The sequence below is a fragment of the Bradyrhizobium sp. CB2312 genome, from assembly GCF_029714425.1.
GTDB lineage: Bacteria > Pseudomonadota > Alphaproteobacteria > Rhizobiales > Xanthobacteraceae > Bradyrhizobium.
The window spans coordinates 9314153-9328625 of the sequence record NZ_CP121668.1 but is presented as its reverse complement, the minus strand read 5'-3'; the positions used below and the strand labels follow the sequence as shown (position 1 = coordinate 9328625).

The window sequence follows — 14473 nt, the reverse complement described above, 5'->3', positions numbered from 1 at the left end:
AGCTCACGTCGTCCTGAACTGGAGCACGCCGTCCTTCGTCTCCGCCGTCAGCCGGCCCTCGACGATCATGTAGTTGACGTGAGCGACGAGCTCGCCGGCGGCAAAGCCCATCTGGTGCTCGTCCAGCACATGCTTGTTGAACACGACCGGCACCAGGGCGCGCGAGGTCTGCGGCACCTCGCGGCAGGCCTCCGCGATCAGGCGGCAGCGTTCCTCGTGGTGATCGGCGAGCTGCTTGATGCGGGTCTTCAGGCCGTAGAACGGCACGCCGTGGCCGGGCAGCACGAGCAGATCATAGGGCAGGGTGGTGGTGAGGCTCGCGAGCGAGGCCAGATATTCGCCGAGCGAATTCTGGTCGGGCTCGACCGCCCACACGCTGACATTGGGCGAAATCTTGCTCAGCACCTGGTCGGCGGACAGGAACAGCTTGTCGTCGGCGCAATACAGCATCACCTGGTCGAGCGCGTGGCCGCCGCCGGTGATCACCTTGAAGCGGCGCGTGCCGATCACGACCTCGTCGCCATGCGAGATGCGGCGGTAGGACGGCGGCAGCACCGAGACGCGCTTGAGATAATCCTGGCCGCGGCCGAGCAGCTTTTCGGTGAGCGACTCGTCCATGCCGTGGCGGCGGAAGAACAGCCGCTGCGCCTCGCGCCGCTCCTCGGTGCCGCGGTTCTGGTGATAGACCGATTGCAGATATTCGACCTGCGACATCACCAGCGGGCAGTTGAAGCGCTCGACGATCCACCCGGCGAGACCGACATGATCGGGGTGCGAATGCGTCACGATCAGCCGCGTGATGTTGACGCCCTTCAGCGGCCCGTCGAACAGCTTGGTCCAGGCCTCGATCGTCTCCTCGTTGCCGAAGCCGGCATCGACCATCGCATAGCCGTCACCGTCGGCGAGCAGATAGATGTTCACATGGTTGAGGCGGAACGGCAGTTTCAGCCGCGCCCACAACACGCCGGGTCGGACTTCGACGACTTCGTCGTGGCCGGGATGCTGGTCCCAGGGATAGCGCAGCGCCTCGGCCGAGGACTGCACGGTGTCGGTTTTTGCGTTCATGCTACCGGCTTAAACCCAGCGCGGGCGGTGCGCCAGCCGAAAAAGGACGGGCCGTGGTCTCCGCATGGCGGTCATTCCGGGCGGTGTATTTCCGTGTGCCGGTTGAAGCCTGCCAAAAAACGCAGTCATTCCGGGGCGCGCGTGAGCGCGAACCCGGAATCCAGAGGTTGTCATTGCGGGATTCCGGGTTCGGCGCGACGCGCCGCCCCGGAATGACAATCAGGCCGCCCGCATATTGTTGAGGAACGCGTCGATCTCCCCGCGCAGCATGTCGGCCTCGCGGCGGAGCGCGTCCGATGCACTCAGCACTTCGCCTGCCGCCGCGCCAGCCTCGGCCGATGCGGTGGAGACGCCGACGATGTTGCTGGAGACCTCGCTGGTGCCCCCCGCAGCATGCTGGATGTTGCGGGCGATCTCGCGGGTGGCTGCGCCCTGTTCCTCGATCGCGGCGGCGATCGTCGTCGTGACGTCGTTGATCTCGCCGATGATCCGGCCGATGCCCTGGATCGCGCCGACCGCGGAGGTCGTGACCTGCTGCATGCTGGCGATCTGGGTCCGGATCTCCTCGGTCGCCTTGGCGGTCTGGCTCGCGAGGCTCTTCACCTCGGAGGCGACCACCGCGAAGCCGCGGCCGGCCTCGCCCGCGCGCGCCGCCTCGATGGTGGCGTTGAGGGCGAGCAGATTGGTCTGCGAGGCGATGGTCTGGATCAGGTCGACGACGACGCTGATGCGGCTTGCGCTGTCGGCAAGGCTCTGCACCGTGGTGTCGGTGGCGCCGGCCTCGTCGACCGCCTTCTTGGCGATCGCGGCGGAAGTGACGACCTGCTTGCTGATCTCCTCGATCGAGGACGACAGCTGCTCGGTGCCTGACGAGACGGTCTGTACGTTGACCGAGGTCTCCTCCGCAGCGGAAGCGACCGCGTTCACCAGCGCGTTGGATTGGTCGGCGGTGTTCGACATGCTCTGCGCGGTCGACTGCATCGAATTGGCCGATTGCGCCAGATTGTCGAGCGCGGTTCGCACGGCACCCTCGAACTCCGCGATCCTGGCTTCCATATGGGCGGCGCGTTCGGCCTTGGCGACGCGATCCTTGTCTTGCTCGCTCGCCAATGCGCGGGCTTCGATCATGCTGGCGCGGAACACCGTCAGCGTTTCCTTCATCGCGCCGATCTCGTCGTTCTGACGGGAGCGGACGATTTCGGTATCGAGGTCGCCGGCCGAGAGCAGCTGCATGGCGCGCTGAAGCTCGCGGATGCGGCGCAGGATGTTGCGGCCGACATAGAGCCAGACGAACAGCGCGGAGCAGACCAGCATCAGCGCGCCCAGCGCCAGCATGACCGACGTCGCGAGCGAAATCTCCTGCCGGGCCTGGAAGGTCGAGGCATTGGTCTCCTTCTGCACGCCGTCGACGAGCTGCTGCACGCTGATGCCAAGGCCGACATTGAGCTTGCGCGTCTCGTCCAGGATGGTCTGGCCGTAGTCGATGGAGTCGAGCTCCTTTTCACGCAGATTGAACACGCCGGTCTTGCCGGTGCCGAGCGCAAGCAGCTTTTCCGCCGTCGCGCGCAGCATCTTGTTACCCTCGTTGTCCGCCAGCAGATCGAGGTTCGACCGCAGGCGTCCTTGGGCCGTCTTGAACTCCTTCTGGATGTCGTCGAGCTTGTCGCTCGTGCTCGCCGACAGTGCTGCACTCATGTCGGCGGCGGCGAGATTGCCGCTGGCGACGACGTTGCCGAGCTGGCCGACGGTCTGCGCAGCTTCGGTGGCATCTTCGGCCGACAGGTTTGCCGAGCCGAGAATGGCGTTGACGCGGGTCTGCGCCTCCAGCATCGCCGGACTGGCCGCGCCGACGAACGCGCTCTGCGCGTTGCGCAGCGCGTCATATTGCTTGTCATGGAGGGCTGCGATGTCCAGCCGTTCGCGGGCGGCCTTGGCCAGGCTCTGGGCCGCCTCGTTGATGCTCTTCATCGTGTCGCTGAGTCCGGCGACGACGGACTTGTCGGCACCGAGCTCGATGATCTCGTTGAGTTTCTGCTGAGTCTGCTCCTGCAATTCCTTGAGCTTCTTGGTGCGCTCGTTGAGGGCTTCCTCGCTTTGAGCCGCGAGCAGGGCCGGTCCCTGTGCCGCAAGGCTGGCGCTCAGGGCCGACAATTGCAGGCTGGCGGCAAGGCGCGGAATGTCACGTCCGCTTAGCTCGGTCATGCGTCCGCCGAGATTCTGCAGCGCGAGGCCAGCACCGGCAGCGATCACGAGGCCCATGCCCGCGATCACGCCGAAGGCCGCGAACAGGCTGCCGCGCACGCCCCATTTCGGCATTTTGAAGCGAGGCTTGAATCGGCCGAGCACGCGGCCAACGCCCAGACGGATCGCCATCGAAAATTCCCCCACGCTCTTGCTTCTATTTTGTGGCGCGCAGTATCCGCGGGGCCGGTTAAAAAATCGCAATTGGTGCAATTGCTTGCATTGGTTCCGCAGGGCGAAAAAAGAAGGGCCGGCGAGAACGCCGGCCCTTGGTCGGGATAAGACTTTGCTAACCGATCAGTAGCGCGCGACGGCCGGGCTCGCCCAATTGAAGCGGTAGTTGACGCCCGCCTTGATGGTGTGGTCGTCGGTGGTGAAGTTGCCGGTGCCCGTCAGCGGGCCTCCGGTGAAGTGCGCATCGCCGAAATTGTAGTACTGGTATTCGGCCTTGGCCGACCAGTTCGGGGCGAACATGTACTCGATGCCGGCGCCGACGGTGTAGCCGTTCTTGTGATCGCCATCGATGACGAAGGCGGTCGGCACGCCGCCGACGGTCACCTTCTCGTTGTTGTTCGAATAGGCGTAGCCGCCCTTCACATAGACGAGGCCCGGACCCCATGTGTAGCCGACACGGCCGGTGAGCGAGCCGAGGCCGCGCTGGTCATTGGTGTAGGCGATGCCGCCCGGGAACACCGCGCCGACGCTGCCGGAGAGCCAGGAATACTGGCCCTCGACGCCGACCACGAAATTCGGGTTGAACTGCCAGTCCGCGCCGACCTGCAGGCCGCCGAGGAAACGGCCGTTGCCGTTGTTGCCGGTGGAGAGGCCGTTGAAATTGTTGTCGCTGGAGAACGCGCCACCGACATGGCCGCCGATATAGAAGCCGGTCCAGTTGTAGATCGGTGCGGCATAGGCCGGCGCGGGCGTCTTGTAGTAATTGCGATTACCGAGATCGGCGCCGACGGCCGGCGCGGCAGCGCCCGCCACGAGCAGCGCAACGGTCGCAATCAGAATCTTCTTCATAGTCCAAACTCCAGCACTAAAGGTCCCCGGCAGGCGCGCTGTCCGCGCCGCGTTGGTTTTGCAGATAGCTCGCTTTTGTCGAAAATGCTGTCACATCCGTGGCACAGCGGCACCCAACCTAACGTATTGGGCTGCAAATGATTTTCGTGCTTAATGGCGGCTTAAGAAATGCTGAAGGAAGGCTTAATTCGAAGCCGATCGAGCAACCTTCGCGCGGCTTCCGTTAACCAAGACGCCGCCGCGCCTCGTCGCGCATCTGTTCGCGGAACGCGGCGCGCCTGGCCGGCCGGTCTTCCTCGCGCACGTCGTGACGATCGAAGATGTCGAACTTCTCCATGATCGGATAGCGCTCGCTCGCCATCGCGAGCACGCGCAGCACCTTGGTCGCGGACGGTGACGGACCGCTCACCTCCCAGCGCCGGATGGTGTCGGCGCCACCCTTCTCCGGCAATCCGCAAAGCTTTGCCATATCGGCTGCAGTGAGCGTCCGCCCGAGGGCATCGGAGAGGTCGTTGCGGAGCTGCTTCAGTTCGGCGCCGGTCATGCTGCTTTTCGTCCAGGGGACATCACTGAAGGCAAAGCACTAGCGCTGATTCGGGTCCATCCGAAGGCGGCCGTCCGCGTCGCCACATTCGCCTGTGCACGGAGTTATGAACGAGTGCCTATGGACATCGGCCGGCGAATGAACACATGGCACGAGGGGCTCCCAGCGATCGAGGGATCAGCCATGACCAGCATGAAACTCGCCATTGCCGCACTTATCACGACCGGACTGCTTGCCGCGCCCTACGCGGCTGAAGCGAAGAAGCACCGGTCCAGCCGGCATTACAGCACCAGCGTGGTGGCTCCGACCTATCGTGGCGTCGGCGCGCCGGTCGCGCAGCCCCAGGCCTCCTATGGCTCGTCCGGACAGACGGTCGGCACGGTTACTGCGCCGTCGATCGGAACGTACAACTGGCCGTCGGTCGGCGTGACCAATGCGGTGCCGACCTGGAGCAACACCACCCGATAGCGCCGATGTGGATCAGCGCGATCCGGTGGCGAGGCCCGAGAGCAGGTAGAGCGCGACCAGCAATGTTCCGACCGACAGCATCGTCGTGACCGAGACCGTGGCCGCAACCAGCTTCTCCTCGACCTTGTGCTCGTGCGCCAGCACATACACGGTCTTCGCCGTCGGCACGGCCGCGCAGATGACGGCGGCCACCGTGTAGAGCGGATTGAGGCCCAGGATCACGCAGAGCCCGTAGACGAGCAGCGGCATGATCACCAGCTTGATGGCGGCGAGTGCGAACGATGCCTTCAGGTTCGAGCGGAGGCCTTCGACCGACAGGCCGAGCCCGATGGCAAACAGCGCGCAGGGCGTGAGCGCGGCCGCGATCATGTTCAGATAGGCCGCGACGGCTGCTGGAATCCGCAAGCCCGTGATCGACCAGAGGAGGCCGATGAGGGTCGACAGCACCATCGGATTGAGCAGGATCTGCCTTGCGAGGCCGGCGGAATGCGCAGGCTCGCGCGCGTTCCGCTCCAGCAGGATGACGGTGATCGGAAACATCACCGCGGCCACGAACACCGTCGCCACCGCGGCGGGCAGGACGGCGGGCTGGCCGTAGATCGCATGCAGGATCGGCAGCGCGACGAACCCGGTATTGGTCATCGCCGCCGCCATGCCGTGGATCGTGCTGCTGGCGAGATCATGCTTTCCGCGAACGGCGACGAAGACCAGCGCGAAGCAGATGAGGGAGCCGCCGCCGAACGCGAGCAGGAAGCGCCATTCCAAGAGATTGCGCGCCGGCTCCTGGGCGATGGTGACGATCAGCAGCGCCGGCATCGCCACGTTGTAGGCGAAATGCACCAGCGCATCGGCGAGCGAGCGCGAGAGATAGCCGAACTCGCCGGCGAGCCACCCGGTGACGATGATCGCGAATACGGGAAGAACGAGGCTGGCGACCTCCATCCGATTTCCCCTGCTGCCAACGGTGCAGGTCAGGTTACTCCGGCAATGGATGGTCGTCACTGTGTTCGAGCCGTTCCTGGCTCGAAAGGTCGCCGGTCACGATAGCCGTGACGGCCGGACCGTTCGGGGAAAGCGGCCTCGCGCCGCTAAATGCCCCGGCCGTTCTGTTGACCGATCACGCAGCGCCAGGCTGCCAGGCGCTCGGCCGGATGCTGGTTCATCCATTCGGCGAGCTGCGGCGCGCCCATCAGGCACGACTGCACCGAGACCTGCGCAAAGTCCGAGCTGGTGACGAGCTGCTCGTGACAGTTGGTCGGAGAGGCGAGGCTGCAAAGCACGGCGATGATCTTGATCATGCGAGGTTGCCCCTGTCGCTCTGGCGCGCGTCGGCTCCGCTCGACTGATCGCCGGCCGGATCGGCCGGCGGGAAGATGCTGTCGTAAATCGCGCGCGCTTCCTGGATGAGGCGAAGACGTTCGCGCTCCGATTTCGACACAAACTGAATAACCTGGCCCATGTCGGCCTCCAATATGATCCTCGATCCATCATCAGATGATGGAAATCATTCCATGCGGATATGGGGTGCACACTTCGTTGTTGCAGCCGTGCTGGCGGTCACAAGGGATAAAAAGCCCGTGACCGATCCGTTCCTGAGCGGAAGAGAATACCTCAGCAACGCCTCTGCCTCACGCCACGTCTGACAGAGCCGCTTCCCGGCATCGTGATGCAGTGTTGAGCCCCGCAGTACGATCGTGCCGCGGCACATTTTTGCGGGCTTGGAGTTGTACAATCGTTCAATGCACGAGCGGTTCGACCTGCCGAACGGCCGATGCGATCAAAGGACCGCGCTCGAAAGGATCAGTCATGACAAGAACAAGACGCGCTATCGCCACACTTGTTACTCTTGGATTGGCGGCTGTGCCGCTCGCCGCAAGCGCGCAAACGTCGGCGGGCTCACAAAGCGGCACGCGCCTCAGCCCGGGCGTACCCGCACAACAAGGCACAGTTGGAAGTTCCGGACAAACTGTCGGGACGGTCACCGCGCCATCGGTCGGAACATCTAATCAGCCGTCCGTCGGTGTGACCAACTCGGTCCCCAACTGGAACAATACGAACCCTCCGGCCAAGCGATAGTCGCGATTTGCGGTCTCACGCCGCCGGCGCACGTTCCTTCCGTCCCGGCACCGCCACGAGCAGTTCGCGCGTGTAGGCGTGCTCCGGCGCGGCGAAGAGCTGCGCGGTCGGCTTCAGCTCGACGATGGCGCCGCGCTGCATCACCGCGATGCGATCGCAGATTTGAGCCGCGACGCGTAAGTCGTGGGTGATGAACAGCATCGAGAGGCCAAGGCGTGCCTTGAGATCTTCGAGCAGCTTTAGCACCTGCGCCTGCACGGAGACGTCGAGCGCAGAGACGGCTTCGTCCGCGACGATGATCTCGGGCTCCAGTGCAAGCGCGCGGGCAATCCCGATGCGCTGGCGCTGGCCGCCGGAGAATTCGTGCGGATAGCGCTCGAGCGCGCCGGCATCCAGGCCGACCATCTTGAGGAGATCGCGAGCGCGCTCGAACGCGACCTTGGGATCGGTGCCCGCTGCGATCGGGCCGTCGGCGATGATGTGGCCGATCTTGCGCCGCGGGTTGAGCGAAGCGAACGGATCCTGAAAGATCATCTGGATCCGGTGGCGCTCGGCGCGCAGCGCCCTGCCGGAGAGCTGTGTGAGGTCGGTCTCGCCGATCCGCACCGTGCCACAGTCGGCCTCGATCAGCCGCATCACGAGGCGCGCGACCGACGATTTGCCGGAGCCGGACTCGCCGACGAGGCCGAGCGTCTCGCCCTTGAGGATGTTGAAGTTGACTGCGCGCGCGGCATCGACACGGCGATCCTCGCGGAACCAGCCGCCCGACGTGACATAGGTCTTGTCCAGCCCGATCACCTCGACGGCCCTGGCCTGGTCGTCGAGCGGCGCGCGTTTCGGCGGATCCATCGACGGCACGGCAGCGAGGAGCGCCTTGGTGTAGTCATGCCGCGGCTCGTTGAATACGGTCGCGGCGGGACCTTCCTCGACGACCTTGCCGTGCCTGAGCACCACGACCTGGTCGGCGATATCGGCAACCACGCCAAAGTCGTGGGTGATGAACATCACCGCCATGTTGCGGTTGCGCTGGAGGTTGCGGATCAGTTTGAGGATCTGTGCTTGCGTGGTGACGTCGAGCGCGGTGGTCGGCTCGTCCGCGACCAGCACCGCCGGTTCGAGCGCGAGCGCCATCGCGATCATGGCGCGCTGGCGTTGACCGCCGGAGAGCTGGTGCGGATAGGCGCGCACGATGCGCTCGGGGTCGGGCAGGCCGACCTCGCGCGCCAGCGCCAACGCCCTCGCGCGCCGCTCCTTCGGCGTGAGCAGGCCGTGGGCCTCGAACATCTCCGCCATCTGGTCGCCGATCCGCATCAACGGATTGAGCGCGGTCATCGGCTCCTGAAAGATCATCGCGAGCCGGCGGCCACGCAAATCGCGCCAGCCGTCGTCATCGAGCTTGAGCAGGTCGCGTCCCTCGAACTGGATCTCGCCTGATGTGACCGAGACCGTATCGGGCAGCAGGCCCATCAGCGCGTGGGCGCACATCGACTTGCCGGAGCCGGACTCGCCGACGACGCAGACGATCTTGCCGGGCCGCAAGTCCAGCGAAACACCGTCGACCGCGAAGGGGCGCTCGGCGCCCTTGGGCAGCGCGATCCGCAAGTTCTTGATGGAGACGGCAGGCGGCGCGGTCATCATCAGCGGCCCTCCCGCGACAGGCGCGGATTGAGCGCGTCGTTGAGCCCTTCGCCGATCAGGTTCAGCCCGAGCACCGAGATCAGGATGGCGACGCCGGGAAACACCGTGATCCACCAGGCCTGGCGGATCACGGTGCGGCCGGCGCCGACCATGTAGCCCCAGGAGATCAGATTGGGATCGCCGAGGCCGAGGAAGGCCAGCGAGGATTCCAGGAGGATGGCGGTCGCCACCATCAATGATGCCAGCACGATCACCGGCGACAACGCATTCGGCAAAATCTCGCGCAGGATGATCCAGCTGTTGCTTTGGCCGGTGACGATTGCGGCCTGGACATACTCGCGCGTACGTAGCGACAGCACCTCGCCGCGGACGAGGCGCGCGACCGGCGGCCAGCTCACCACCGCGATCGAGGCCACGATCGAATAGATCGAGGGCTGCAGGATCGCAACCAGCACGATGGCGAGCGCGAAGCTCGGAATGGTCTGGAAGAACTCGGTAAAGCGCATCAAGGCGTCGTCAACCTTGCCGCCGAAATAGCCGGCCATGGCGCCGATGGGCACGCCGACGACGAGTGCGACCAGCGTGGAGACGAGGCCGACCAGCAGCGAGACGCGGGCGCCAAAGATCATGCCGGCGAAGACGTCGCGGCCGAGCGCGTCGGTGCCGAGCGGTACCGTCGAGAGCGTGAACGGCGGCAGGAACGGCCGCTGCACCATGCGCCAGGGCGAGTTCGGGAACAGCATCGGTCCGAACACCGCGATCGAGATCGCGAAGAGCAAGATGACGAGCCCGATGACGCCGCTGGGGCTCTTCAGCATCGATTTCCAGAACTGTTTCATGAGGCGAATTCGATGCGCGGGTCGACCAGGCGATAGACGAGGTCGGTGATGAGGTTGAAGATCAGCACCATGGCGGAGCAGATCACGAACACGCCGAGCAGCAGGTTGTAGTCGCGCTGCAGCAGGGCGTCGTACATCAGGCGGCCGATGCCGGGCCAGGCGAACACGGTCTCGGTGATGACGGCGCCCCCGATCAGTGTGCCGGAATGCACGCCAGCAAGCGTCACGACCGGCAGCAGCGCGTTGCGCAGCACATGGCGGCGCTGGATCACGGCATCGCTGAGGCCCTTGGCGCGCGCGGTCTTGACGAAGTCGAGGCGCTTCACCTCGAGCATCGAGGCGCGCGTCATGCGGGTATAGGTCGCCATGAAGAACAGGCCGAGCGTCATCGCGGGCATGACCAGGTGCTTTGCGACGTCCACCGCATGGGCAAGCCCGGTGTAGTTGGCGCCGACCGTTTCGTAACCGAAGCTCGGCAGCCAATCCATGGTGACCGAGAACAGGAGGATGCCCATCAAGGCCACCCAGAAGATCGGCATGGCATACAAGATCAGCGCGAACACGGTGATGGCGGTGTCGAGGAAGGTCCCGGCAAAGCGCGCGGCGAAGGTGCCGAAGATAACGCCGAGCGCGAGCGAAATCGCGAATGCCGTCAGCGTCAGCAGCAGCGTCGCCGGCAGCCGCTCGCCGATCAGCTTCGCGACCGGCGCCTGCTGGCGGAAGGAGAAGCCGAGGTCGAGGCTGACGACGCCCTTGACGTAAATGAAGAGCTGCTCGGGCAGCGGCTTGTCGAGGCCGAACTTTTCCCGGAGCTGCTTGACGAAGACCTGGTCACTGGCGCCGGCCTCGCCCGCCATCACGACCGCGGGATCGCCGGGCGCAAGCCGGATCAGGAAGAAATTGAGGACGACGATCGCGAGCAGGACGATCACGCCCTTGAGGACACGCTGGGCTACGAAGGAGAGCATCTTAGAAAGTCATCTTGGTGAGTTGACCAGGAATCACTGGGGCAGTGCGCTCCCTCGCCCCGCCCTTGCGGGGGCGAGACGAGCTTCGCTCGCTCTGAGAGCGTTGGGGTGAGGGGCCTCTCCCCACGGCAGGACGTTGCCGAGGGACATGTACCCCCTCACCCGCCGCGCGCGAGACGATGCTTCGCATCGCTCGGGGCGCGTCGACCTCTCCCCGCAGGCGGGGAGAGGTAAGAGGCTCATCACTTGTCGAGCCATGCGTCCTTGAAACCGTCATTGACGCCGATGCCGGTGGTGATCAGGTTCTTGACCTTGCAGCGCGTGATGGTCGGGAATTGCAGCTCGAGCATCCAGGCCACCGGCACGTCCTCGACCAGGATCTTCTGCGCCTTGTCGTAGATCTCCTTGCGCTTGGAATCCGGGGTCGCGGTCGCGCCGTCGGCAAACAGCTTGTCGATCTCCGGGTTCACGTAGCCCTCGACGTTGTTGAAGATCTGTCCCTTCGCGATGTTGCTGGAGATGTAATTGCGGCCGACGCCGAGGGCGGGATCGCCATACTGGTAGAGATAGGTGAAGGCGATGTCGTAGTCCCAGTCACCGATCTTCTGGTTGCCGCCGGCAACGTCGGTGGCGATCGTCTCGATGTTCATGCCGACGTCCTGGAGATTCTGCTTCACCGCTTCACCCCAGCGCTGCCAGGTCTCGCCATAGGCGAGCGGCAAGAGGCGGATCTTCTCGCCCTTGTAGCCGGCTTCCTTCAGCAGCGCCTTGGCCTTGGCCGGATCGTACGGATATTTCTTCACGTCGTCGGTGTAGTATTTGATGGCCGAGGACGAAGGGCCGGTCGCGACCTTGCCGAGCCCGTTCCAGATCACGTCCTTGGCAAAATCGCGGTCGATCGCGTACATGATGGCCTGCCGCACCCGCTTGTCGGCGAGCGGCCCCTGGCGGTTGTTCAGCCATAGCCAGGCCAGCGGCGAGAAGAACTCCCAGCCGGCGCCGGTGACGCAGGTGTCCTTCAGCTTGGAGAGGCGCGGCACGTCGAAATTCTCGACCGAGCCGCCGGGCAGAACGTCGACCTTGCCGGTCTCATACGCCACCGAGCGCGCGGCCGCGTCGGGGATGATCTGCCAGTAGATCTCGTCGATGTAGGGCTTGCCCTTTTCGTGGTAGTTCGGGTTCTTGACCAGGCGGATGAACGAGCCCTTCTGCCACTCCTTGAACATGAAGGGGCCGGTGCCGACCGGTGCGTTGTTGTAGGGGTTGGTCTTCCAGTCGGTGCCTTCGTAGAGATGTTTCGGCACCATCGGCATCGAGCCGACCTCGAAGATGCCGAGGAACGGACCGAACGGCTGCTTCAGCGTGAAGACCACCGTATAGTCGTCCGGCGTCTCGATCTTGTCGACCTGCGCCAAATTGGTGCGCGCACGGGCGTGCGTCTGCTTCAGCATCTCCATCGAGAACAGAACGTCGGCGGCGGTGAAGGGCTTGCCGTCATGCCAGGTCACGCCCTTCTTGAGCTTGAAGGTGTAGGTCTTGGCGTCCTCGCTGACGCTCCAGCTTTCGGCCAGCTCCGGTAGCGGCTCGAGCTTGGGGCTGTAGCGCAAAAGGCCCTCGAAGATGTTGCCCGAGACCATCTGGGTCGGGCCGTTCTGGACCTGCGCAAGCATCAGGCCGGGCGGTTCGGGCTGGATCACGGCATTGATCACGCCCCCCGTTTTCGGCTCTTGCGCCAGCGCCGGGGCCGTGAGGCCGCAAGCCAGGAGGAGACCAAGCAACACTCGTTTTGGCATATCGTATCTTTCTCAAGCGCGGCCGGCCGCAAACGCTTCGCGACGTGCTCGCGCGCGAAGCGACGGCCGGCCCATCTCAGTCCCCATCCGATATCGAGGCTCACACAGTCCCATTCGGCGCCGCAAGATGAAAGTCTCGACAGCGTTCGCCCAAAAAATGTACAGCGCGTCCCGTTTTTACTTGATTCATTGTCTTGTCACGGAGACAAGTCGGCCATGGACAACGCCACCCGCTCCGAACGATCCCGCAATGCCGCGCTCGAAGCGGCCATCGCGATCATCGCGCGCGACGGTCCGGGCCGACTGACGCTCGATGCGATCGCGCGCGAGAGCGGTCTCAGCAAGGGCGGCGTGATGCACCAGTTCCGCACCAAGGAGGCGGTGCTGAAGGCGTTGCTCGAGCGCCAGATGGCGCATTTTGAGGAATTCTCGGCAGCCTATATGGCGAAGGTGAGCAAGACCTCCGCCAATCCCAATCTGGCGACCCAGCTCGCCACCGTCCGCGAAGCCGCGGCCTCGCCGAACTCCGCTGCGCTGGCGCTGGTTGCAGCCATGGTCGAGAATCCCCGCCTGATGGCGTTGCCGCGCGAGCGCGAGATGGAGAGGATGGCGGCGATCAGGGAAGAAGCCACCGATCCCGATCTTGCGATGCTGCGCTGGGCCGGCGCGATGGGCCTGCTGCTGAGCTCGCTGTTTGGCATGTCGCCGCTCGACAAGGACGAGCACCAGCGACTGTTCGCGCGCCTGCTCGATGATACGCAGTGGACCGGCCTCGAACAGCCGGCCACGCGCGCCGCCAAATCTGCGGCGCCGTCGGCGGCAAAGGCCGCAACGCGGCGCAAGCGCGCCTGATTCATCGTTAACGAAAGCTTGCCATGACCTGCTCAAAGCCGCGCCTGCGGCCAAATGCGTCAGGCTGTCATTTTGCGACTTTACAAACCAACTGGTCGGTTTTATAAATCGAAACACTGAGACGGCCCGAGGCTTCCGAACTGGCCCCGGAGAAGCCCCGGGCCGGCGATGGTGAGCGCCGCAGCCGCGTCTGGTCCCATACGCGGCTGCGGCCACCGAAGCTTTTCTCAAAAGACCTTCCCAAAAAGGCCTCTTGCAAAATCGGCCTTTCACAAAAGCCACTTGAGGAGTCTGGAATGGATCGCTCGATCGCGCTGCGCGGTCTGGGAACGCTGCTGTTTTGCGTGGCCGCGGCCGGCTGCGCCTCGGTCGTGCCCGTGCCCTATTCGGAGATGGCGTCGTCGGCCTACATGGTGCCAGACAAGTCGGACGGCCGTGTGCCCTATCGCTATTCCACGCCGGTCGACTGGCGCGCCTATAATAAAGTGATCCTCGATCCCGTCGTGATCTACCGCGGCAAGGATCATCAGTTCGGCGACATGTCCGCCAAGGACAAGGCGACGCTCGCCGCCCACATGCAGAATTGCTTCGCCGACCGGCTGCGGGGCCGCTTCGCGCTGGTGCGCGATCGCGGGCCGAACACGCTGCGGATCAGGCTGACGCTTACCGGCGCCGTCACCAACACGCCCGTGCTCGGCACGCTCTCCCGCTTCGACGTCGCCGGTGCGGTCTATAACGGCGTGCAGGCCGCGCGCGACGGCGAGGGCACCTTGACCGGCTCGGTCATCTACGGCGTCGAGATCTTCGACGCCACGACCTCACGGCTGATCAGCGCCTACGTCACCAAGCAATATCCCGGCGCCTACGACATCAAGGCCACCGCAGGCGCGCTCGCAGCCGCCACCGCCGGCCTCGACAAGGGCGCCGACGCGCTGATGGCGCAACTGAACTGACGCCGCGACCAAT

14 protein-coding genes are annotated in these 14473 nt (G+C 64.7%); 3 read left to right on the top strand and 11 right to left on the bottom strand.

Annotated features, from left to right (window positions below; genetic code table 11):
* Nucleotides 1-3: 3 nt before the first annotated feature.
* The 4 genes from QA642_RS44435 to QA642_RS44420 all read right to left on the bottom strand — a co-directional run bounded on the left by QA642_RS44435 (nucleotide 4) and on the right by QA642_RS44420 (nucleotide 4873).
* Entirely contained in the window at nucleotides 4-1065 is a 1062-nt protein-coding gene (locus tag QA642_RS44435) for an MBL fold metallo-hydrolase (RefSeq protein ID WP_283082454.1), read from the bottom strand.
* Between the two features lie 219 nt (nucleotides 1066-1284).
* Nucleotides 1285-3438, bottom strand: a complete 2154-nt coding sequence (locus QA642_RS44430) for a methyl-accepting chemotaxis protein (RefSeq protein WP_283082453.1) — start codon at nucleotides 3436-3438, stop codon at nucleotides 1285-1287.
* Nucleotides 3439-3603: 165 nt separating this feature from the next.
* Nucleotides 3604-4329 (bottom strand): outer membrane protein, encoded by a 726-nt coding sequence (locus QA642_RS44425; RefSeq protein ID WP_283082452.1) that lies wholly within the window; start codon nucleotides 4327-4329, stop codon nucleotides 3604-3606.
* A 223-nt stretch (nucleotides 4330-4552) separates the two neighbouring features.
* Nucleotides 4553-4873, bottom strand: a complete 321-nt coding sequence (locus tag QA642_RS44420; protein ID WP_283082451.1) for a hypothetical protein — start codon at nucleotides 4871-4873, stop codon at nucleotides 4553-4555.
* A 183-nt stretch (nucleotides 4874-5056) separates the two neighbouring features.
* Here QA642_RS44420 and QA642_RS44415 point away from each other — a divergent pair, with 183 nt between their 5' ends.
* The gene (locus tag QA642_RS44415) at nucleotides 5057-5341 is read left to right on the top strand and encodes a hypothetical protein (protein ID WP_283082450.1); all 285 of its coding nucleotides are present in this window, start codon (nucleotides 5057-5059) and stop codon (nucleotides 5339-5341) included.
* A gap of 12 nt (nucleotides 5342-5353) precedes the next feature.
* On the opposite strand, the gene QA642_RS44410 is transcribed toward QA642_RS44415, so the two are convergent.
* The 7 genes from QA642_RS44410 to QA642_RS44375 all read right to left on the bottom strand — a co-directional run bounded on the left by QA642_RS44410 (nucleotide 5354) and on the right by QA642_RS44375 (nucleotide 12655).
* Entirely contained in the window at nucleotides 5354-6283 is a 930-nt protein-coding gene (locus tag QA642_RS44410) for an AEC family transporter (protein WP_283082449.1), read from the bottom strand.
* 146 nt (nucleotides 6284-6429) lie between these two features.
* On the bottom strand, nucleotides 6430-6639 hold the full coding sequence (locus tag QA642_RS44405; RefSeq protein ID WP_027561994.1) for a hypothetical protein: 210 nt from the start codon (nucleotides 6637-6639) through the stop codon (nucleotides 6430-6432).
* A complete protein-coding gene (locus QA642_RS44400; protein WP_283087162.1) occupies nucleotides 6636-6812 on the bottom strand; it encodes a hypothetical protein in 177 nt (58 codons plus the stop codon). Before QA642_RS44400 ends, QA642_RS44405 begins: the two co-directional genes overlap by 4 nt.
* Before the next feature lie 620 nt (nucleotides 6813-7432).
* A complete protein-coding gene (locus QA642_RS44390; protein ID WP_283087108.1) occupies nucleotides 7433-9052 on the bottom strand; it encodes an ABC transporter ATP-binding protein in 1620 nt (539 codons plus the stop codon).
* A 2-nt stretch (nucleotides 9053-9054) separates the two neighbouring features.
* The gene (locus QA642_RS44385; RefSeq protein ID WP_283082447.1) at nucleotides 9055-9894 is read right to left on the bottom strand and encodes an ABC transporter permease; all 840 of its coding nucleotides are present in this window, start codon (nucleotides 9892-9894) and stop codon (nucleotides 9055-9057) included.
* On the bottom strand, nucleotides 9891-10862 hold the full coding sequence (locus QA642_RS44380; RefSeq protein ID WP_283082446.1) for an ABC transporter permease: 972 nt from the start codon (nucleotides 10860-10862) through the stop codon (nucleotides 9891-9893). The genes QA642_RS44385 and QA642_RS44380 overlap by 4 nt, the downstream gene beginning before the upstream one ends.
* Before the next feature lie 242 nt (nucleotides 10863-11104).
* A complete protein-coding gene (locus tag QA642_RS44375) occupies nucleotides 11105-12655 on the bottom strand; it encodes an ABC transporter substrate-binding protein (protein ID WP_283082445.1) in 1551 nt (516 codons plus the stop codon).
* A 216-nt stretch (nucleotides 12656-12871) separates the two neighbouring features.
* Here QA642_RS44375 and QA642_RS44370 point away from each other — a divergent pair, with 216 nt between their 5' ends.
* The gene (locus tag QA642_RS44370) at nucleotides 12872-13507 is read left to right on the top strand and encodes a TetR/AcrR family transcriptional regulator (protein ID WP_283082444.1); all 636 of its coding nucleotides are present in this window, start codon (nucleotides 12872-12874) and stop codon (nucleotides 13505-13507) included.
* Between the two features lie 296 nt (nucleotides 13508-13803).
* On the top strand, nucleotides 13804-14460 hold the full coding sequence (locus QA642_RS44365) for a DUF3313 domain-containing protein (RefSeq protein WP_283082443.1): 657 nt from the start codon (nucleotides 13804-13806) through the stop codon (nucleotides 14458-14460).
* Nucleotides 14461-14473 lie beyond the last annotated feature (13 nt).